Annotated in this window: 14 protein-coding genes and 1 pseudogene; 11 read left to right on the top strand and 4 right to left on the bottom strand. The window is 66.2% G+C overall.

What is annotated here, in order from left to right:
* Window positions 1–60 precede the first annotated feature (60 nt).
* Window positions 61–2,646 carry an ATP-binding cassette domain-containing protein gene (locus AC1DVU_RS00075; RefSeq protein ID WP_476920381.1) on the top strand — a complete coding sequence of 862 codons (2,586 nt, stop codon included), beginning with the start codon at window positions 61–63 and terminating at the stop codon, window positions 2,644–2,646.
* Between the two features lie 493 nt (window positions 2,647–3,139).
* Here the strand turns inward: AC1DVU_RS00075 and AC1DVU_RS00070 are convergent, their stop codons facing one another.
* Window positions 3,140–3,907, bottom strand: a complete 768-nt coding sequence (locus AC1DVU_RS00070; protein WP_476920380.1) for an N-acyl homoserine lactonase family protein — start codon at window positions 3,905–3,907, stop codon at window positions 3,140–3,142.
* A gap of 186 nt (window positions 3,908–4,093) precedes the next feature.
* Between AC1DVU_RS00070 and AC1DVU_RS00065 the strand changes: the two genes are divergently transcribed.
* From AC1DVU_RS00065 to AC1DVU_RS00055, 3 genes are all read left to right on the top strand, one after another.
* On the top strand, window positions 4,094–5,179 hold the full coding sequence (locus tag AC1DVU_RS00065; protein ID WP_476920379.1) for a zinc-binding dehydrogenase: 1,086 nt from the start codon (window positions 4,094–4,096) through the stop codon (window positions 5,177–5,179).
* 254 nt (window positions 5,180–5,433) lie between these two features.
* Window positions 5,434–6,318: a thiolase family protein gene (locus tag AC1DVU_RS00060; RefSeq protein WP_476920378.1), complete on the top strand. Its 885-nt coding sequence runs from the start codon at window positions 5,434–5,436 to the stop codon at window positions 6,316–6,318.
* A complete protein-coding gene (locus AC1DVU_RS00055) occupies window positions 6,234–6,668 on the top strand; it encodes a Zn-ribbon domain-containing OB-fold protein (RefSeq protein WP_476920377.1) in 435 nt (144 codons plus the stop codon). The genes AC1DVU_RS00060 and AC1DVU_RS00055 overlap by 85 nt, the downstream gene beginning before the upstream one ends.
* Here the strand turns inward: AC1DVU_RS00055 and AC1DVU_RS00050 are convergent.
* Both AC1DVU_RS00050 and AC1DVU_RS00045 read right to left on the bottom strand, forming a co-directional pair.
* Window positions 6,662–8,464, bottom strand: coding sequence for a sigma-54-dependent Fis family transcriptional regulator (locus AC1DVU_RS00050; protein ID WP_476920376.1), 1,803 nt, complete (start codon window positions 8,462–8,464; stop codon window positions 6,662–6,664). The genes AC1DVU_RS00055 and AC1DVU_RS00050 overlap by 7 nt on opposite strands.
* A gap of 143 nt (window positions 8,465–8,607) precedes the next feature.
* Complete coding sequence (locus AC1DVU_RS00045; protein ID WP_476920375.1) at window positions 8,608–9,942, bottom strand: MmgE/PrpD family protein; 1,335 nt, start codon at window positions 9,940–9,942, stop codon at window positions 8,608–8,610.
* A gap of 256 nt (window positions 9,943–10,198) precedes the next feature.
* On the opposite strand from AC1DVU_RS00045, the gene AC1DVU_RS00040 reads away from it, so the two are divergent.
* Together AC1DVU_RS00040 and AC1DVU_RS00035 are read left to right on the top strand one after the other, a co-directional pair.
* Entirely contained in the window at window positions 10,199–11,827 is a 1,629-nt protein-coding gene (locus AC1DVU_RS00040) for a flavin-containing monooxygenase (protein ID WP_476920374.1), read from the top strand.
* A 10-nt stretch (window positions 11,828–11,837) separates the two neighbouring features.
* Window positions 11,838–12,422, top strand: a pseudogene (locus tag AC1DVU_RS00035) (CofC family guanylyltransferase); the annotation flags it as partial.
* 48 nt (window positions 12,423–12,470) lie between these two features.
* Here the strand turns inward: AC1DVU_RS00035 and AC1DVU_RS00030 are convergent.
* Complete coding sequence (locus tag AC1DVU_RS00030; protein ID WP_476920373.1) at window positions 12,471–13,256, bottom strand: enoyl-CoA hydratase/isomerase family protein; 786 nt, start codon at window positions 13,254–13,256, stop codon at window positions 12,471–12,473.
* 68 nt (window positions 13,257–13,324) lie between these two features.
* Between AC1DVU_RS00030 and AC1DVU_RS00025 the strand changes: the two genes are divergently transcribed.
* The 5 genes from AC1DVU_RS00025 to AC1DVU_RS00005 form a co-directional block, all read left to right on the top strand.
* Window positions 13,325–14,065 (top strand): SDR family NAD(P)-dependent oxidoreductase, encoded by a 741-nt coding sequence (locus AC1DVU_RS00025; RefSeq protein ID WP_476920372.1) that lies wholly within the window; start codon window positions 13,325–13,327, stop codon window positions 14,063–14,065.
* 5 nt (window positions 14,066–14,070) lie between these two features.
* Complete coding sequence (locus AC1DVU_RS00020; RefSeq protein WP_476921585.1) at window positions 14,071–15,234, top strand: 2,3-butanediol dehydrogenase; 1,164 nt, start codon at window positions 14,071–14,073, stop codon at window positions 15,232–15,234.
* A complete protein-coding gene (locus AC1DVU_RS00015; RefSeq protein ID WP_476920371.1) occupies window positions 15,231–16,388 on the top strand; it encodes an acyl-CoA dehydrogenase family protein in 1,158 nt (385 codons plus the stop codon). The genes AC1DVU_RS00020 and AC1DVU_RS00015 overlap by 4 nt, the downstream gene beginning before the upstream one ends.
* A 65-nt stretch (window positions 16,389–16,453) precedes the next feature.
* A complete protein-coding gene (locus AC1DVU_RS00010) occupies window positions 16,454–17,986 on the top strand; it encodes an acyl-CoA synthetase (RefSeq protein WP_476920370.1) in 1,533 nt (510 codons plus the stop codon).
* Window positions 17,983–19,308, top strand: a 1,326-nt coding sequence (locus AC1DVU_RS00005) for a thiamine pyrophosphate-dependent dehydrogenase E1 component subunit alpha (RefSeq protein ID WP_476920369.1), incomplete at its 3' end; no start/stop codon positions are given. The genes AC1DVU_RS00010 and AC1DVU_RS00005, both read left to right, overlap by 4 nt.

Raw genomic sequence — 19,308 nt, 5'->3', positions numbered from 1 at the left:
CCAGGGGAGGGGCTGTGCGCCAGCCCCTCCCCGTCGTCTTCTATGGACAAGGAGTCCCACATGTCTGACACCGCCTTCAGCGACCCGCCAGAGGTGGAGTCCTCGGCCGGGGACAAGCACCACCTGCTCACTACGTCAGGACTATCGAAACGTTACGGCAGCGTCACGGCGTTGTCCGACATGAGCCTCGCTCTGATACAAGGTGAGATCCACGCGCTCGTCGGCGAGAACGGCTCCGGCAAGTCGACGTTCGTCGGGATCGTCAGCGGGACGGTGGCTCCCGACACCGGGTCTGTCGTGATCGACGGCTCCGAGCTTGTCCGCGCCGAGCCGCGCGGCGCGCAGGCCAGGGGCGCCGTGACGGTCTTCCAGGACGGTTCCCTGATCGGGGAGCTGTCGGTGGCCCGCAACCTGTACCTCGGCGCTGCGCCCGAGGACCGGCCTCCCTATCACCGGATCACCGCGTGGGCGAGCGACCTGCTGGGCCGGTTCGGCTTCGACGTCGATGTGATGCTGCCAGCCTCGCAGTTGCCGCCTGGGGACCGACAGCTCGTCGAGATATTCCGGGCTGTCGCGCGACGACCGACGTTGCTGATCCTCGACGAAGCGACCTCCGCCTTGGACGCACGAGGCGTCGACATCGTCCTCGACCTGATGCGCGAGGTAGCCGCGTCAGGTTCGGCCGTGCTGTTCGTCACCCACCGCCTCTCGGAGGTGATGCGGGTCGCCGACGCCGTCACGGTTCTGCGTGACGGGGCATTCCAGGGGACGTACGCGGCCGCTGCGGTCACGACACACGAGCTCGTCGAGCTTATGGCCGGCACGCAGGTGGACATGGAATTCCCCGACCGGACCGGGAGCGTGGCGAACGACCCCGTCCTGTCCGCGCGCGGGCTGACGGGTGTGGGCCTGGGTCCTGTCGACCTCGAGCTGCACGCCGGACAGATCGTCGGCATCGCGGGCGCGGACGGCAATGGTCAGGTCCCCCTGCTGCGAAGCATCGCCTGTCACGGCGACGACGTCAGCGGCACAGTTGACGTCCGCGGGCAGCGCGTCACGAAGTACGCGCAAGCGGTCAAGGTGGGAGTTGTCTATCTCAGCTCGGACCGCCGAACCGAATCCTTGTTCGGCGATCTGTCGATCGCCGACAACCTCGGCATCGGCGTCCTCCATGAGCTGTCCGACGCGGGAATGATGCGAACGGGACGCGAACGGCGACACGTGTCGACCGCGGTCGACCGCTACCGGATCAGGATTAGCCATCCTGGCCAGAGCCCGCACGAGCTCTCGGGAGGCAACCAGCAGAAGGTGGCGCTGAGCCGGGTCCTGGCCATGAGCCCGAGCGTCGTGCTGATCGACGAGCCGACGCAGGGCGTGGACGTACGCTCGCGGCTCGACATCTATCGCTTTCTGCGCGAGATCGCGGATGCTGGCAGCGCCGTCGTCGTGGTGAGCTCGGACGCGTCCGAGCTCGCCGGGTTGTGTGACCGGGTTCTGGTCATGTCGAGGGGCAAGGTGACCCGGGAGATCGACGGGCTCGAAGCGACCGAGGAGTCGATCGTGGGTGCTTTCGCCGTCGAGCACGAGCTTGACGCCGCCGACGTGGCACCGGCGACGGTCGTCGAGCCAGGCGCCGGCACCACCGTCGCCCCGAAGCCACGGCGACGCAGGCGTGCGCCGTCGAGCGACGCGGTACGCCTGACCGCATTGATGTCGTTCATCGTTGTGCTGTGCGCCTTCACTCAGTCTAGGAACGACACCTTCCTGACCGAGATCAGCATCTTTAACGTTATGCTCGCCGCGCTCCCGCTGGTAGCGGTGGCCTCGGCGCAGTACTTCGTGCTGATGATCGGGGGGATCGACGTATCCGTCGGCTCCACGATGACCTTGGCCGTCGTCATGACGTCGTTCTGGCTGCAGGGTGGTGGTGAGGGCAGGGCATTGATGATGACTGCCCTGGTTGTGCTCGCCGTGGGTCTGGGTGTGGGCATCCTCAACGCCGTGCTCGTCGAGGTGATTGGGCTCTCGGCCGTGATCGCGACGATCGCCACGCTGGGCATTGTGTCTGGGGTGTCGCTGATGCTCCGTCCGACGGCCGGCGGAGTCGTCTCACCGGACCTCGCGACCCTGATCGAGCACCGTGTCGGACCGGTCCCGCTGTCGTTGATGGCACTCCTGGTCGTCCTGGTGCTCGTTGACGTTGTCCTGCGCCGCTCGGGGTTTGGGCTCAGGCTGCGGGCGGTCGGCCTCCACACGGTCTACGCCCGCCGACTCGGGATACGGATCATGCCGCTACGCGCCGGCAGCTACGTCGTGTGTGCGTGTCTCGCTTCGTTGGCGGGGGTTCTGCTGGCCGCTCAGGTGGGCATCGGTGATCCCAGCGCGGGCAACTCCTTTACGCTTCTGGCGATCGCGGCGCCCGTACTGGGCGGTGCTGCGCTCAGCGGCGGTCAGGGCACCCTGGTAGGCGCGGCGATCGGTGGGTTGATCCTTGTTATCTCACAGGCATTGGTCAGTGTGCTCGGCCTCTCCGACGGCGCCAGCTATCTGTTCGCCGGCGGGCTCACACTCCTCGCGCTCGTCAGCTCAGCCGAGAGCCTGGACCGGGTGCGACGAATGTTCGGCCGCAGGACGTCGCGCGGCTGAAACGATGCGAAACGACCGGGCAGCCTGATCATCTGGCTGCCCGGTCGTTTTGCGGACCCGTGGTTGGAGCGGGTGCGTGACTAAGACGGGGAAGGCGTGTGCTGGTGTGCAGCCAAGTCCGCCATCGTGGGCTGCCGCCGCGCGGCGACCTTCTCCTGATGGGCGTGCTCGTTCTCGACCGACTGAGTGTCTCCGCGCATCTTGGCCACGAGCATCCGCCCCGCGCTCTCATCGAGGTGACAGAGGCCGGGCACATGCGGAAGCCTGCTGGCCAAAGACGGCGAACCGGGAGGCTGCGGCACTGAGGTTGCGGCCGGCGGGGTGGAGAGGCCCACTGAGCGGCACAAGCCGACGGGGGACCAGACGCGCCGCGACTCAGCACCACACGCGCCGCACACCGAGTGCGAGGGCGGCGGGCTGGACACCCACCGCTCCTCGTCCGAGCCGCAAGCGGGGCAGCGATAGTCGACCAGAACTGCCATGATCGGACGCCCTACTCGTACGCGTACGGAGCGCGCTTGAGTTCGGCCCAGTCGTCCGGGTCGTGGTTGATCCAGACCGTGGCCTCTTCCGCTTCTTGGATCCGCTTGAGGCGACGGAGGGTGTCGACGGCCGCCTTGGTGTCGGAGTCGACCGGGAAGTGATACTCGTTCTGCAGCGCTGCGCGTAGGTGCACGGCGTCGCCGGTCAGGATGAACGTGCGTGACGCGAGCCGGACCTTGAGGCTCAGCTCGCCGGGGGTGTGTCCGGGCATCGACAAGATGACCAGGCTGCCGTCGCCGAACAGGTCGAGGTCGATCCCGGGCACCTCTCGCCACTCGAAGACACGCGTGTGCTCGAGCTGAGCGGCGCTCGGGAAGTACGGGGCCTGGATCGGTGTGGGCCGGTGCGCGAAGGCGAGCTCCCCCTGTCCGACGTAGAACTTGGCTTCGGGAAACAGGTGAAGTCCGCCGGCATGGTCGAAATGCATGTGGGACACGACGACGTGGGTCACGTCGCTGGTCGCATAGCCGAGCGACTCGATCTGCCGGTCGACTCTCATGTCGGCCGTCCCCCCGATCCCCAGGAGCTCGGCGAGCTCGGTGCCGAAGACGCCCGCGGCGTCCTCGATCGCGTCAGGATCGATTCCCGTGTCGAACAGCACGAGTCCCTTGGCGTGCTCAATCAGGAACACGGGCATCGGGATCGTCAGCTGACCGCTTAGTCCATACATGAGGGTGCCGGCATCGACGGTCAGCGTCGGGCTTTCGAGAGCCCACATCCTCTTGGCAAATCCCAGCGACATAGCGCGTTCCCTTCCACGTGGAGTACGTCAACATCTCGACTCTGGGGTGCCTTAGGGGCGCGACGGCGTCCCAGTTTGCGACACCGTCGCAAAGTCGGACAGGCACCGAGTGAGCTTGCGCGGTTAGTTGGTCGAGACGATCAACCGAAAGGACCTCCTCCCATGTCACAAGGGCGCATCGCAGCACTGGTCGGACCCGAGCAGATCGAGATCCAGTCATACGAAGTTCCCGAGCCTGAGCCCGGCGCGCTCGTGCTCCGGATCCGAAGAGCCAACGTGTGCGGGAGCGATGTCCACCAGTTCCACTACGAAAGCGCCGCGTTGCGGGACGCCGGCCTGGGTCACGAGTTCGTCGGCGAGGTGGTTGCCTTGGGCGCCGGGGTCGACGTCGATTTCGCGGGTGTGCCCGTCGAGGTCGGCGACCGCGTTGTGGCGGTCTACTACTTGACCTGCCACCGGTGTGCTGCGTGCCTGCGCGGCGAGTTCAACCTGTGCCAAAACGGCCTGGCCTCCTGGGCAGTTCCGCCGACCGAACCGCCGCATTTCCGCTCGGGATTTGCGACCCACTACTACGTCCAGCCGGGGCAGTTCTTCTACAAGGTGCCGGACGAGGTCGACGACGCCGCGGTGGCAGGAGCCAATTGTGGACTCGCTCAGATGTTGTTCGCCCTTGACGAGCTGGACCTGCGAGCCGGGGAGACACTGGTCGTGCAGGGTGCTGGAGGGCTGGGCTTGTACGCGTCCGCCGTGGCGCACGAGCGAGGCATCGGCGTCATCGTGATCGACGGTGTCGCCGACCGTCTCGAGCTGGCCCGGCGCTTCGGTGCGACGTCGACCCTCGACCTGACGGAGATCTCCACAGTGCCGGAGAGAGTGGCCGCGGTGCAAGCCCTCACGGGCGGGCGGGGTGCCGATGCCGTCCTCGAGGTCACCGGACACCCTCAGGCCTTCGTCGAGGCGATCGACCTCGCTCGGGTCGGTGGCCAGATCGCGTCGGTCGGCAACCTCAATGCGGACAACACAGTCGAGATTGCACCGGGCATGGTGACCCGCCGGAGCCTCACGATTCGCGGAGTCCTGCGATACCACCCCTGGTACTTGCACCGGGCTGTCGAGTTCCTGGCGCGAAGGATCGATGCCCATCCGTTCGACGAGCTGTCCGCCACCACGTACGCACTCGACGAAGTGCTAGAGGCCCTGCGCGCCGGCGAAGGGCGCTCGGTGGCGCGCACGGCGATCGTTCCGTGACCGCCTTCGTGTCCGGCGTGGGCCTGACTGCCTTCGGTCGCCAGCCGGGTCTCGACACATGGGGGTGGCAGGCTACGGCGGCCGAGGCCGCGATCGCAGACTGCCGACTCGACCCTGGCGACATCGATGGACTCCTGGTCGGCTACTCGACGACGGGGAGCCACCTCATGCCTGCCAACGTTCTTGCCGAGCGGCTCGGACTGAGACCGACAGTGGCGTCAGGGATGAGTGCGGGAGGTGCGACGAGTTTGGCAATGCTGTCCCACGCCGCGGCGCTGGTCGGGTCGGGCGTCGTCGAGAACGTGCTGATCGTCGCTGGAGAAAACCGTGCCAGCGGTCAGTCTCGGGAGACCTCGACACGAGTGCTAGCCCAGGTCGGACACGAGCGGTTCGAGGTCGCGCTTGGCGGCACGGTGCCCGGCTACTACGCCTTGCTTGCCTCGCGATACCTGTGGCAGCACGGCCTCGACGAGCGGTCGCTCGCACCGCTGCCAGTCCAGATGCGCGCGCATGCCGCACGCAAGCATGGTGCTCACTATCGCGCGCCCATCACGGTCGCCGACGTCATTGACTCGCGTCCGGTAGCGGAGCCACTGAAGCTGCTGGAGTGCTGCCCGGTTTCCGACGGCGGAGCTGCGTTCATAATCTCCTCGACGCCTTCGTCGGACCGCTCGATCGAGGTGCTCGGAATCGGTCAGGCCAATGAGCACCAGCATCTGTCAGCGTTGGATCCTCGGGCGACTGGGGCGTCCGTGGCGTGTCAGAGGGCGCTCGACGGCACCGGCCTCGCGCTGACAGACATGGACGTCTTCGGAATCTATGACAGCTTTTCGATCACGGTTGCGATGATCCTTGAGGAACTTGGCATGGCGCCTCCCGGCCAGGCCGGAGCCTACGCAGCGGCAGGAGCGTACGACCTGGATGGAAAGTATCCAATGAACACGCACGGAGGACTGATGTCCTACGGACATTGCGGTGTCGCCGGTGGCATGGCCCACCTCATCGAGGTTGTAACCCAGATCCGTCGCGAACGAGGGGCCGCGCAGATCGCCGGATGCGACCTCGGGTACGTGCACGCAGACGGAGGGATCCTGTCGGCGCACGTTGGCGTGGTCCTCGGCAGGAAGGCGGCGGCGTGAGCATGCGCGACAGGGACTGGACGGATGGCACGCCAAGGCTGATGATGTCTCGGTGCGACCGATGCGCGACGGTCTGGTACCTGCCGCGTGAGCGCTGCCCCGCATGCCTGGGGGATCGTCATCATGCGATCGAGGCGTCGGGCATCGCCCGATGCGTCGCCGTCACGACGCTGCACGGAGCTGCTGCTGCAGGCGGAGAGTCGATCAGCTTGTGCCTGGTGGAGACGGAGGAGGGCCCGCTGGTCATGGGTCGTACGCAACCCCCGGTCGGGCCGGGATCTGCGGTGAGACTGGTCTTCGTCTCTGTCGATGGACGATTGATGCCTGGCTTCGTGCCGAAGTCTCAGTAGTACTGCTTGTCCGGGTCTATCCGGTAGGACTGCAGCTTGCGGTAGAGCGTCGACCGCGAGATACCGATCGACTGTGCTGCGGCGACCTTGTTGCCGCCGTGCCGTCGCAACGAGTCCAAGATCGCACTTAGTTCGAGCTCTTCGATCGTGCTGAGGTCGCGCCGGGACTGCGCCTGCAACTCCGCGGGTAGGTCGTCCGGCCGGATTTCGGTGCCGATCGTGGTCGATACGACGGCGCGCACCACGGCGTCGAGCTGACGCAGGTTGCCCGGCCACGGCGCACGGATGAGGCACCGAAGCGCGGCCGAGGAGAAGAAGTAGGGATGCTCTCCACCATGCTTCTTGAGCAGGGCGACGGCGGCGGACGCGATGTCCTCGCGACGGTTCCGCAGGGGCATGATGTTGACCCGTCCGAACGCGACGGTGTCGACGAGTCGGCGTAGCGAGTTGGGCGGCGGGCCTTCCTGGGAACTCGTCGTCAGCGTCGCGATGATGCGAGGGGCGGAGTCCGACTCGGCCGCACGCTCCAGGAAGGAGGCGGCGGCGGATGCGGACTCGGCCGACAGCGACTCGAGGTGTCGCAACACGATTGCCTGAGGTCGCCGCTCGACGTGTTGGCGCAGCATCGCGATGAACGTGGAGCCGCCATCGAGTCCGACGGTGGAGCAGTCGACGGTCACGGTGCGATCGGGGTCGACCTTGGCCGCCTCAAGGATGGCGCGCGCCAACGCCGTCTTGCCGACTCCGGTCTCTCCTTCGATGAGGATCGACACGCGAGTGGCAGCGAGTCGGATCGCATGGCTGACGGTCTGCGCCTGGGCCGCGCTCGCCCCAGGCAGGGTCAGGGTCGGCCGGCCTGCGACGTCGAGCGCCGACTTGTCGGACTCCGGGCGTACGTCGAACTCGATCAGCGCGCCGATCACGCGATCGTCGTGTTCGACGAGACGGCAGCGTGAGATGCGAAACCGCCCGCTAGGGTAGCGGTCGTCGACATCGCGCCCTCGTCCGGCCGCCTCGCGTACGTACTCCCACAGCAGGGCCCGATCGGTGCCGTCGAGCAGCTCTGTGACTTGGGGACCGGCGATGAGGATGTCGGGACCGATCGCCGCGATGGGTGCCCTTCGCGTCCCGATCGCCGTCGTATAGGCATCGAGCAGTGCGCGCTCGGTCGCGGTGGCGGCATCGAGCATCCGTCGCTCGATGTCTCGCGCGGTGCTCGTCATGAGCGGGATGAGTAGAGGGTTGCCGCTGCTGGCCCGGCACGATACCGCGACGCAGCCCTCGAGGCGACGGCTGATGGGGTGATGGATGGGTACTCCGACGCAGGTAAATGGCGCCAGGGCAGGCGCCAGGTGCTCCGGCCCGGAGATCTGCATGGGGGCGCCGAACTCGATCGCGCTCCCCGCACCGTTGGTCCCAACGATCTGCTCGTTCGCGCTGAATCCGACGTCGGAGTTGATCTGGTCCAGGAGCCGCCGGATGGGTGAGCGACTGGCGACCCACCGACGCACGATGACCGAGTCCTGGTCGGAGAGACAAACACCGACATCGAGACCGGAGAGGCGCTCCGCTAGCTCGGTCAGCACGGGGTCCGCAGCGACTCGCAAGGACGCGTGACCTTGGGCATCGCCGTGGTACTGCAGGCTAGGTGCTCCTGGATCGAAACCGCTCAGGACGGAGCGCTTCCACGACTGCAGGACCGTAGGATTCAGCGCGCGCGAGAGGTGGTCCGGCAACTGGCCGTCGGCGAGCATTAGGTCACGTGCCTCGAAGATCCTCTTCACGCTGGTCACCATTGCGCCTCCTCAGTACATTGCGTCATTAGAGCACGGGGCAGCCCGTGGGGAAAGGCCTGCGATGTCGACTGTGTCAAGGTGGGACACATGTGATGTACCTCTCTGTCGTGGGCCGGGCGTCTGTCGTAGGCCGGGCGTCGACGCTAAGGACGCACCGTCGCCTCGATGACGTCCGCCACAGTGAGGCGCTCCACGTCGAGCAACGCCGCGACCAGCCCGTCGAGTGCCTCGGCACTCATGTGCAACTCGGGGCCGAGACTCGAGAGGCGTCGTTGGACCTCCTCGAAGGTCCAGTCGAACGTCGCCGGAGTGGGGATCTCAGTGCTGCTGAAGTTGCCGCGGGGTCCGTCGATAGAGAGCACGCACTGTCCGGGGCTGAGTGTGGAGTCGCTAACCACAGCGATGCGGCTCGCGAGCTCCAGGACGTCTGGGTTCGCCAGGTCCTCGATTGACGATCGCGTGACCGTGCGTTCACGTGCAGCGATGGCCAGGCAGTAAGGGGCGCTCATGAGCGCACCCCCGACGCCGGCGAAAGGACCGTAGGTCTCAGTGCCGGGATAGGCTGCCTCCGCCGGTGACAGGCGCAGCGACATCTCGTCGATGTCGGCGGCGCTCAGGCCCAGGGCATCGAACATGGCGAGGAGGACCGTAACGGGCATCTGGTTGATCGCGCATACCGGGAACGGCTTGTAGGTCACTTCGAGCGTTCGCCATCGCAACCCGAGGTCGAAGGACGGTCCGTGCGGTTCGCGCCCGCCCGTGAAGGCCGCGTACAGCCCGGCCGCTCCTTCGAGGGCATCCGGTGCGGCCAGGACGCCCTCCTGCGCCAACTCCGCTGCAAGCATCCCGTTGCGTCCTGCGACGCCGACTTGGTACTGCCACTCTTGGGTGCCGGCGACCCACGTCTGTCCGGTGCCCCCACCGAATGAGGCAGCGAGCCCGATCGCCGCGGCGATGCCCTGGGCGTCGAGGCCGAGCAGCCGCCCGACCCCTGCACTCGCGGCCATGCCGCCGATGAAGCTCGAAGGACGGAATCCGCGTGACGAGGCCACCGGTCCGACTCCCTCGGCAATGGCTCCTCCAACCTCGTAGGACGCGAGCATCGCGTCCAGCAACTCCGGTCCGGTCGCGCCGACGTCCTCGGCGATCGAGAAGAGTGCAGGCAAACAGGTCGCAGCGAGGTGGGTGATCGTCGGGAGATGCGTGTCGTCCTGCGTACGAGCGTGCATCATAGCTGCGTTCGCGACGACCGCGCGATCGCGATGTGTCCTTCGTCCGTCGTGCAGCAGGCTGCTCGAGCCCGGCCCGTCGTAGGTCTTCGCGACGGCGATGGCGGGACCAGCAAGGCCCTGTCCGGCTCTAACCATGCCCAGGTTGTGCAGCAATGTCGCCTTGAGTTTGGCGACCACCGCAGTCGGCGTCGACGTCGCGGAGATCGACGCGGCAAACTCCCCTAGCTGCGCGCTTTCGACGTCCATATGACCTCCCAATCTAGGACTGAGTTTAGTGGACCGATTGGTCCAAGTGTGATCGACGTCATGTTAGGCGCTTAATGATGCCGAGGCAAGAGCTCAGACGCGTTGATTGTCGCCTGCCTGCCGAGTCCGCGAGGCGTCTCGATTTGGGACAACCCCAGGCCTTCCTGACGGCACACGATGGCGGTCGCACCGCTGAACCAGCGTCGTCATGCGCGCCGCGGCGACTCGCCACGGTCGGGCCGAGAGAGGAAACACCATGAGCAATGTCAACACCACATCCGACGTCGTCGAGGTCGATGCCGTCGTGATCGGAACCGGCTTCGCCGGGATCTACTCGATACACAAGCTTCGCAACGAGCTGGGACTCTCGGTCCAGGCGTTCGACAACGCCAGCGGCGTGGGCGGCACCTGGTACTGGAACCGATATCCAGGTGCCCGGTCTGATACCGAGGTCAATGCCTACTGCTACTCGTTCGACCCGCAGCTCTTCCACGACTGGAAGTGGACTGAGCGTTACCCCAAGCAACCGGAGATCCTCGCTTATCTCAACCACGTCGTCGATCGCTACGACCTTCGGCGCAGCATCCAGTTCGACACTCAGATTGAGAGCGCCACGTGGGACGACGCGTCGAGTCGTTGGGAGGTCGTCACGAACCAAGGCCAGCGTTTCCGTGCTCAGTTCCTGATCGAGGGTGTCGGCCTCCTCTCGTCGACGAACTTCCCGGCGTTCCCGGGACAAGAGAAGTTCAAGGGCGAGATCCACCACACGTCCCGGTGGCCTCACGAACAGGTCGACCTGGCAGGCAAGCGGGTCGGCGTCATCGGGACCGGGTCCAGCGGCGTCCAGGTCATCTCCGAGATTGGTTCGATCGTCGACCATCTCACTGTTTTCCAGCGGACGCCTCAGTACGTCATCCCGTCGATGCACCGGCCGATCTCGCAGGACCTGCTGAAGTCAATTGAGGAGGACTATGACGGCTACTGGCGTGGCGTCCTAAACTCCAACACGGCGTTCGCCATCCCCGAGCCGGACATCGCCGGCGAGGACCTCACCGAGGCCGAGAGACTGGCAACCTTCGAGGAGGCCTGGAACAACGGCGGCGGCTTTGCCTACATGCTGGCCCTCAACGACGTCATTACGAGCCTGACGACGAACCATTCGGCGTGCGAGTTCATCAGGGGCAAGATCAAGGAGATCGTTAAGGACCCCGATCTTGCCAAGAAGCTGACCCCATGGGAGCTCTACGCGCGCCGTCCGCTGTGCTGCGACGGCTACTACGAGACATACAACCGCGAGAACGTCGAGTTGGTCGATGTGAAGTCGCATCCGATCGTCGAGATCACCGAAACCGGGGTCAAGACGACCAACGGTGAGTACGAGCTGGACGTGATCGTGTTCGCGACGGGATTCGATGGGGTGTCCGGCAACTACCTCAAAATTCGCCAGACCGGGCGCGACGGCTTGGAGCTGCAGGACCACTGGAAGGACCGTCCCCGCACGCACCTGGGCCTGATGACCTCGGGGTTCCCCAACATGTTCACGATCTTCGGACCGAATGGCCCCTTCACCAACCAGCCGCCGGTGCATGAGTACCAGGTCGACTGGGTCGCCAGCGCCATCCAGTACGTCCGCACGACCGGGCAGGAGTCGATCGAGCCGACGCCGGAAGCTGAGAACGGCTGGTTGGAGATGTGTGACGAGATCGCTAGCGGGACGCTGATCCCCAAGGTCGACTCGTGGATCAATGGCTCCAACATCCCGGGCAAGCCCATCGCGGTCATGTTCTATATGGGTGGCATGTCCGGCTACATGGAGCACATGGAGCACGCCAGCGACAACGGCTTCGAGGGGTTCATCACGGCTGGTGCGCGCGTGACGACATGAGGATGCCCGCGTGAGCAGCGTGACCGCGATCCTCCCCGTCAAGCCGTGGCCGCTTGCCAAGTCGCGGCTGACGTTGCCGGCCGAGCGTCGGGAGTCGTTGGCGCGTGCGTTCTGCTTCGACGTTGTCGAGGCGGTCCGCGCGTCGGGGATGATCTCGCAGCTGGTCATAGTCTCTGCGGAGCGCGAGCTCGTCGCCGCGGCACGGTCGTGGGGCGCTGCGCTCTTGGTCGATCGGCCGCTGGTGGAGCCGGCCGCCCATCGTCTAGCGGTCGAGACCGGTCGACGATGGGCGGCGACCCACCGGCCTGGCAAACCGGTGGTCGTGGTCCCTGCGGACATGCCGGCTCTGACGGGCCAGGCTCTGGACGAGGCCCTCCACGAGATGCTCCGCTCCGACATGGCAGTCGTGCCCGACAAGGGCGGCACCGACGTCACGTGCGTCTCCGCGACGTCGCCAGAGCGGCTCCGTTTTGCCCGAGCCGATGACTTCGCAGCGAGCTGCGCAGTCCAGGGGGCCCGGGTCGTGGAGCACGTGAGCCCGCGGGTCCGGTGCGGGGTGGATGTCGTTGCAGACCTGGGAGATGCCTACAGGATGGGTGTTGGCTGCTGGACGTCGCGAATAATGCTCGACACGGTTGAGGTCTCAGGTCCCGGTGAATTCGGGTCGCGCCGAGGCGCCGTGCTCGCGGAAGGCTTGGAGTCCTCGGCGGCCGTCGGCGCTGTCGAAGCATGCGGCAACGGCACGAGCCTCAAATTCGAGACCCTCCTCGAGGGGAAGGTCCAGTGAGGCCTGCACGGCCCGCTTGGCCCAGCGCAGGGCGAAAGGGCCGTCGGCGAATGTCGAGGCACGCTCGACGGCCCGGGCGAATGGATTGTCAACCACCTCGTCGACCAGGCCGACGGCAAGGGCTTGATTCGCATCGCGAGGTAGACCGTTGAGGATCATCTCCTTCGCCACCGCGAGCCCGACGATGTGCGCGAGGCGCTGCGTGCCACCAGATCCCGGCATGATCCCCAGCGTGATCTCTGGCAAGCCGAGCACTGCGCGGCGTCCAGCGATGCGGATGTCGGCGGCGAGGGCTAGTTCGCAGCCTCCGCCTAGGGCGTATCCGTCGATCGCGGCGATGACGATCTGTGGCGCAGTCGCGATGAGGGCGAACGCCCCTTGGAGCACGCGGTTGCGTTGCTCGAAGTCCGCTGCCGACAGACCAGACATCTCGGTGATGTCGGCACCCGCAGCGAAGTGCCGGGTGCCAGCAATGACGACGGCTCGTAGAGGCGAGTCGTCGTGTAGTGCGCGGCCGATATCGGCGAAGCCATCCCACATCGCCTGCGACATGGCGTTGACGGGAGGTCTGTCGATTCGCAGCACGCCGATCCGGGGATCGGTCGGCAGCGGGTTGAAGGTAACGCCTTGACGATCGCTCACAACGGTGGCCTCTCTAGAGTAGTTGTCAAAACTGTACCGATCGGTCTGCAAAAGGGAAGAGGTAGGACATGATGGACATCGCAGGACGGCGAGTCGTCATCACCGGCGCCGGGCGCGGGCTGGGCGCGGTGCTCGCGCGGTCGTTCGACGAGGCGGGGGCCCATCTCGGGCTTGTCGCACGATCGCGCGACGCTCTCGGCGAGGTGGCTGCGACCCTGGCGCGGGAGCCGCTCGTCGCCGCAGGCGACGTCCGTGACGCCGCCTTCAACGACGAGGTCGCCCAAGGCATGCTCGACCGATTCGGGGGTGTCGACGTGTGGATCGCCAACGCAGGGGTCTCGTCTCCTCCGGTAGACGTCGTGGACGTGCTGGCGAAGGACTGGTCCAAGGTCATTGACGTCAACCTGACAGGGACGTTTCTTGCCGCCAAGACAGCCGCGCGCGTGTTGAGCGAGGGTGGACGATTCATCGTGACGAGCTCGGTTATTGGCACCCGACCACGGACCGGGCTGGCGGCCTACGCGTCGTCGAAGGCTGCCGTCAACGCTCTGGTGCAGACCCTGGCGCAGGAGCTCGGCCCCCGCGGGGTCACGGCGAATTCAGTGGCTCTGGGATGGTTCGACACGGGGCTCGGAGCGCATTGGCACGGTGCCGCGGATCGTCATGACGACATCGTCGGGCATACAGCGCTCCGACGTTGGGGCACGCCGATGGACCTGCCGGGAATCTACCTGTTCCTGGCCTCCGAGGCGTCGGCATACGTCACTGGGACGACCATAACCGTCGACGGCGGCTACTCCCTGCTGTGAGCACGATGACTTGCCAGGGACCGTTTCTCATCCTATTATGGACCGAGCGGTCAACGAAACTAGCGAAAGCGGGCGGAGGTCGCGTGCACAACGACACTGACAGGACACGTCTCGTGATGAGGGCGCTGCGGTGGCACGGCGCTGGCGACGTTCGGCTGGAGGAGGTCGACCGACCGACGCTCCTGCCTGGCACGGCGGTGGTAAAGGTTGCGGCGTGTGGACTGTGCGGGACTGATCTGCACGAAGTCGCCCACGGGCCGGTCATGATCCGAGACGGCGCGCATCCACTGAGCGGCACACGACCACCCATAACGTTGGGGCACGAGATGAGCGGCACCGTCGTCGAGATCGACGACGTCGTGCCGGGTATCGGCATCGGCACCCGGGTCGTCGCCGATCCCTGTCTGCGCTGCGGGACCTGTCCGGCATGTCTGCGCGGTGATTATCACTTGTGCGCTCGGGGCGGCTCGCTCGGGCTGGCCGACCATGGTGCACTGGCGGACTACGTGCGCGTACCTGTCATTCAACTCCACCCCGTCCCGGACGGCGTCAGCGACGAGCATGCAGCGCTCGCCGAGCCGTTAGCGGTGGGGCTGCATGCAGCCAAGCGGGCCGGTATCGGCCCGGGCGACACCGTGCTGGTCCTCGGCGCCGGCCCAATCGGCCTCGCGGCCCTGGTCGGAGCGCGTGCCTGCGGCGCGACCACCGTGTTCGTCAGTGAGCCGGCATCCGCCCGGGCTGCCGTGGCGCGGAAGCTCGGGGCCTCCGAGGTCTTCGACCCGTCGGCCGACGACGTTCGCACCGAGGTGTACGTGCGTTCCGGACGGGTCGGCGCCGACGCAGTCATCGACGGAACTGGGCGTCCCGAAGCCATCGAGCTCGGGCTGAGGTCGCTGCGGCGGGGCGGTCGTATGGCAATCGCCGGCATCTCGCCCGCCCGATTCGACGTCGATCTGCGTCAGATCGTCCTCTACGAGCGCGAGATCCGCGGCTCGCTGGGCTATCAGTTCGACATCCCCCGCGTGCTCGGTCTAATGGCCTCCGGCGCGATCGACCCTCATCCATTCGTGACCGCGGTCAGGCCGCTCAGCGACGTGGTCTCGACCTTCGAGGAGCTGTCCTCGGCCAACCAGCACGTCAAGGTGCTCATCACCCCACAGGAGTCATGATGGACTTTTCCCTGGATCCTGAGATCCTCGCCATGAAGGCCATGGTCCGCGACTTCGCGGAGCGAGAGATCGTCCCGCACGCGGCCGGATGGTCGGAGCGTCACGAGTTCCCGGTCTCGCTGTTCAAACAGTTGGGCGACCTAGGTCTGATGGGCATGCTGGCCCCCGAGCAGTACGGCGGGATGGATGCGGGCCTCGTCGCCTATGTCGCCGCGATGGAGGAAATCGGACGCGCGGACCAGTCGGTCGCGGCCGCGTGGAACGCCCACTCGACGATCGCCTCTTTGCCGCTGGTCCTGTTCGGGACCGAGGACCAGAAGGACCGCTGGCTGCGCCCTCTCGCGACAGGCACCCACCTCGCAGCGTTCGCGCTGACCGAGCCCGGCGCCGGATCCGACGCCGCAGGCATCACGACTAAGGCGACCAAGGTCGACGGCGGGTGGCTAATCAACGGCGCCAAGATGTTCATCACCAATGCCGGAACCGACATGACGCTCGGTGTGACGGTCCTCGCCCAGACCGGCGAGCGGGCCGACCGTCGGCAGCATGGTGGGTTCTTCGTCCCGAGGGACACTCCGGGATTCGAGATGGGGCAGTCGCTGCGCAAGCTCGGGTGGCACGCCCTCGACACGCGGGAGCTCTACTTCTCGGACTGCTTCGTGGCCGACGACCACCTGATCGGCGATTCCGAGAACGGATTGGCGCAGTTCTTGGACGCACTCGACCCTGGTCGCATCAGCGTCGCGACCCTGGGCCTGTCGCTGGCACAGGCAGCCCTCGAGCTCGCCACCGAGTATGCCGCCGGGCGCAGCCAGTTCGGGCGACCGATCGCCTCCTTCCAGGCCATCAGTCACAAGCTCGCCGATATGGCGACGCAAGTAGAGACTGCACGGTGGCTCATATATCGCGCCGCGTGGCTGGCCGACTCGGGACTGCCCTACCGCAAGGAGGCGGCGATGGCCAAGCTGCATGCGTCGGAGGTCGCGAATCGGGTTGCCAGCGACGCGGTGCAGATCCACGGCGGCTACGGCTGGATGGTCGAGTCGCCGGTCGCGCGATTCTTCGCCGACGCCAAGATCCTTGAGATCGGCGAGGGGACTAGCGAGATCCAGCGGACCGTCATCGCACGTGAGGTGCTCGCCGCCACACGGTGAGCCAGGACGCCTGCACCCTCCCACCACCCGGCGGCACGAGCCACCGATGAGCAAAGGACACCGTCGTGGAGAACTTCGCCTCAACCCTCGACCACCACGCCGATCGACGGCCAGACAAGGTCGTGCTGCGCGACGACAATGCGACGCGCACCAATCGCGAACTGCTCGAGAGGGTCAATGCCCTGGCCGCAGCCCTTGCCGACCTCGGCGTTCAAGAGGGCGACATCGCGGCTATGGTCCTGCCCAACAGCGTCGAGTTCATTGAGATCATCTACGCGGTCAACCGCCTCGGTGCAATCTTTCTGCCGATCAACACACGCTTGGCTCCGGCCGAGTGGGATTACATCCTCACCAACAGCATGGCATCGGTCGTTTTCGCAGCGCCCGAGTATCTCGCAGCCCTCGACGAGCTGGGGTTGTCGGCCTGGCCGAGTCGGCGGATCGTCGTTGGGGTGGGACCGGCAAGTGGTTGGCTCGCCTACGAGGAGTTGGTCGAAGCCCAGCGAGGTGCCCGGATCCATCCGGTTGATATCGAGGGCGAGTCGATGCAGCGCCTCATGTACACCTCGGGCACCACATCCCGCCCCAAGGGCGTTTGTATCTCGCACGACAACGTCGTGGCGAAGAACATTGCCCTCATCATTGAATTCGGGCTGACCGAGGCTGATGTGACGGCAGTCGCCGGCCCCCTGTATCACGTCGGTGCGCTCGACATGGGTGGTCTGGCCACCCTCCACGCAGGCGGATCGCTAGTAATCCAGAACAAGTTCGAACCTCGCGGCCTGGTCGAGTTGATGGCCGAGCACCGGGCAACCACGGTGTGGCTCGCCCCCGCTATGGTCAACGCGGTCCTGCAGTCGGGTGCCCTCGCGGAGGCGGATCTCAGCATGCTCCGGGCGATTCTCTCCGGCGGAGAAAAGATGCCCGAGGCCCGCCTCGAGCAGATCCTCACCTGTCTGCCGCACGTCAGATTCGCCGATGCGTACGGTCTGACCGAGACTGTCTCGAGCGACACGTTCGTGCCGCGGGACCACATGCACGACAAGTTGGGCTCGGTCGGACGCGCCGTCATCCAGCACCAGGTGCGCATCGGGGATGCTGAAGGTCTCGACGTCCCGCCGGGCACGGTGGGCGAGGTGATGATCCGCGGCGCCAAGGTCTTCGGTGGCTACTGGAGAGACGCAAAGGCGACCCAAGAGGCGTTCGTGAACGGCTGGTTTCGCACAGGAGACCTGGGCCGGATGGACGAGGACGGCTACCTCTACATCGAGGACCGCAAGAAGGACATGATCGTGTCCGGCGGTGAGAACATCGCGAGTCCGGAGGTCGAGCGAGTTCTCTACGAGCATCCGGACGTCGTCGAGGCTGCCGTAGTGGGTCATCCGGACGAGCGGTGGGGCGAGGTGCCGCACGCGTTCATCGTCCTGCGCGCCGGGACCACGCTGGACGAGGTCGAGATCAACGAATTCTGTCGGGCACGGCTCGCGGGGTTCAAGACGCCGAAGTACACGACGGTGCTGGACGAGCTCCCACGCACAGCGTCGGGCAAGGTCGTCAAGCGATCGCTCCGAGTCCTTGCGACGGAGGAACGGACATGACTGCCGTCGACGAGAGCAGGCAAGCACCGGGTGTCAGCACTGACGAGGTAACCGAGATGTACCGCCGCATGGTACGGATACGCCTATTCGAGCAGGCGGCCTCGAAGCTCTACGCGGACACGGAGATACCCGGCTTCCTGCACCTCTCGATCGGTCAGGAGGCGACCGCGGTCGGCGCATGCTGGCACCTCGGTGACAACGACGGCATCACGTCGACTCATCGCGGTCACGGCCACTGCTTGGCGAAGGGGCTGCATCCGATGCCGATGTTCGCCGAGCTGATGGGCCGCGAGGGCGGAACGTGCCACGGCCGTGGAGGGTCCATGCACATCGCCGACCCCGAGTTGGGGGTCTTCGGGGCCAACGGCATCGTCGCCGCAGGTCTTCCGATCATCGCGGGCGTGGGGACGGCGGCCCAGCTTCGAGGGGACGGGCGCGTCGCTGTCGGGTTCTTCGGTGACGGTGCGGTCGCGCAGGGCATGTTCCACGAGTCGATCAACCTGGCGGCCGTGTGGGATCTCCCGGTCGTCTTCTTCTGCGAGAACAACCACTACTCCGAGTTTTCCCCGGAGGCCGATCAGCATCGAGCGACGCTGAAGGAGCGGGCAGCCGGCTACGGCATCCGCTACGCGTGGGTCGACGGCAACGACGTCGTTGCGGTCGCCGACCTGATGCGCACGCTCGTCGAGGGGCTTCGGGCTGGTGAAGGACCGGTCCTCGTGGAGGCCGATACCTACCGGTGGCACGGTCACTACGAGGGTGACCCCCTGAAGTACCGCGAGAAGGGTGAGCTCGAGACGGCACAGGAGCGCGATCCCCTGCTCATCGCCCGGCGCAGGCTGCACGCAATGGGTGTCCCGGAGTCGGCGACTGCTGCCGTCGACGCCGAGGTCGGGACCGAGGTGGAAACAGCCGTCGTGGAGGCTCGCAAACTGCCGTTCCCGTCGGAAGCGTCACTGTTCGACCACGTCATGGTCGAGGAGGACGACGCCGACGAGCCGGCGCTCGAACCCCAGGGCGAGTGGCGGACCATGGACGCGGTCCGGGCCGCGGTCGTCCGGGAAATGACCGACGACCCGACGGTGTTCATGGCGGGGATCGACGTCGGCAAGGGCGGCAACGTCTATGCGCTGTTCCGCAAGCTCTTCGAGCAGTTCCCCGGACGGGTCCGCGACACGCCAATCTCTGAGTCAGCAATCATCGGCACCGCGGTCGGGTCGGCCATGGCCGGGATGAAGCCCGTCGTCGAGATCATGTACATGGACTTCATCGGGGTCTGCCTCGACGGCATGATGAACCAGGCCGCCAAGCTTCGCTTCATG

The sequence above is a fragment of the Aeromicrobium sp. P2_G6 genome (genome assembly GCF_056403535.1).
This window is presented reverse-complemented; position numbering and strand designations above follow the sequence as displayed.

What these genes read in the sequence shown, in the direction of transcription:
- AC1DVU_RS00020 (WP_476921585.1), top strand. Translation starts at nt 14,071, where the DNA reads ATGACTTGCCAGGGACCGTTTCTCATCCTATTATGGACCGAGCGGTCA.
- AC1DVU_RS00055 (WP_476920377.1), top strand. Translation starts at nt 6,234, where the DNA reads ATGCGACCTCGGGTACGTGCACGCAGACGGAGGGATCCTGTCGGCGCA.
- AC1DVU_RS00070 (WP_476920380.1), bottom strand. Translation starts at nt 3,907, where the DNA reads ATGTGGGCTCTCGAAAGCCCGACGCTGACCGTCGATGCCGGCACCCTC.
- AC1DVU_RS00075 (WP_476920381.1), top strand. Translation starts at nt 61, where the DNA reads ATGTCTGACACCGCCTTCAGCGACCCGCCAGAGGTGGAGTCCTCGGCC.
- AC1DVU_RS00050 (WP_476920376.1), bottom strand. Translation starts at nt 8,464, where the DNA reads ATGGTGACCAGCGTGAAGAGGATCTTCGAGGCACGTGACCTAATGCTC.
- AC1DVU_RS00045 (WP_476920375.1), bottom strand. Translation starts at nt 9,942, where the DNA reads ATGGACGTCGAAAGCGCGCAGCTAGGGGAGTTTGCCGCGTCGATCTCC.
- AC1DVU_RS00065 (WP_476920379.1), top strand. Translation starts at nt 4,094, where the DNA reads ATGTCACAAGGGCGCATCGCAGCACTGGTCGGACCCGAGCAGATCGAG.
- AC1DVU_RS00025 (WP_476920372.1), top strand. Translation starts at nt 13,325, where the DNA reads ATGATGGACATCGCAGGACGGCGAGTCGTCATCACCGGCGCCGGGCGC.
- AC1DVU_RS00015 (WP_476920371.1), top strand. Translation starts at nt 15,231, where the DNA reads ATGATGGACTTTTCCCTGGATCCTGAGATCCTCGCCATGAAGGCCATG.
- AC1DVU_RS00040 (WP_476920374.1), top strand. Translation starts at nt 10,199, where the DNA reads ATGAGCAATGTCAACACCACATCCGACGTCGTCGAGGTCGATGCCGTC.
- AC1DVU_RS00060 (WP_476920378.1), top strand. Translation starts at nt 5,434, where the DNA reads ATGCTGTCCCACGCCGCGGCGCTGGTCGGGTCGGGCGTCGTCGAGAAC.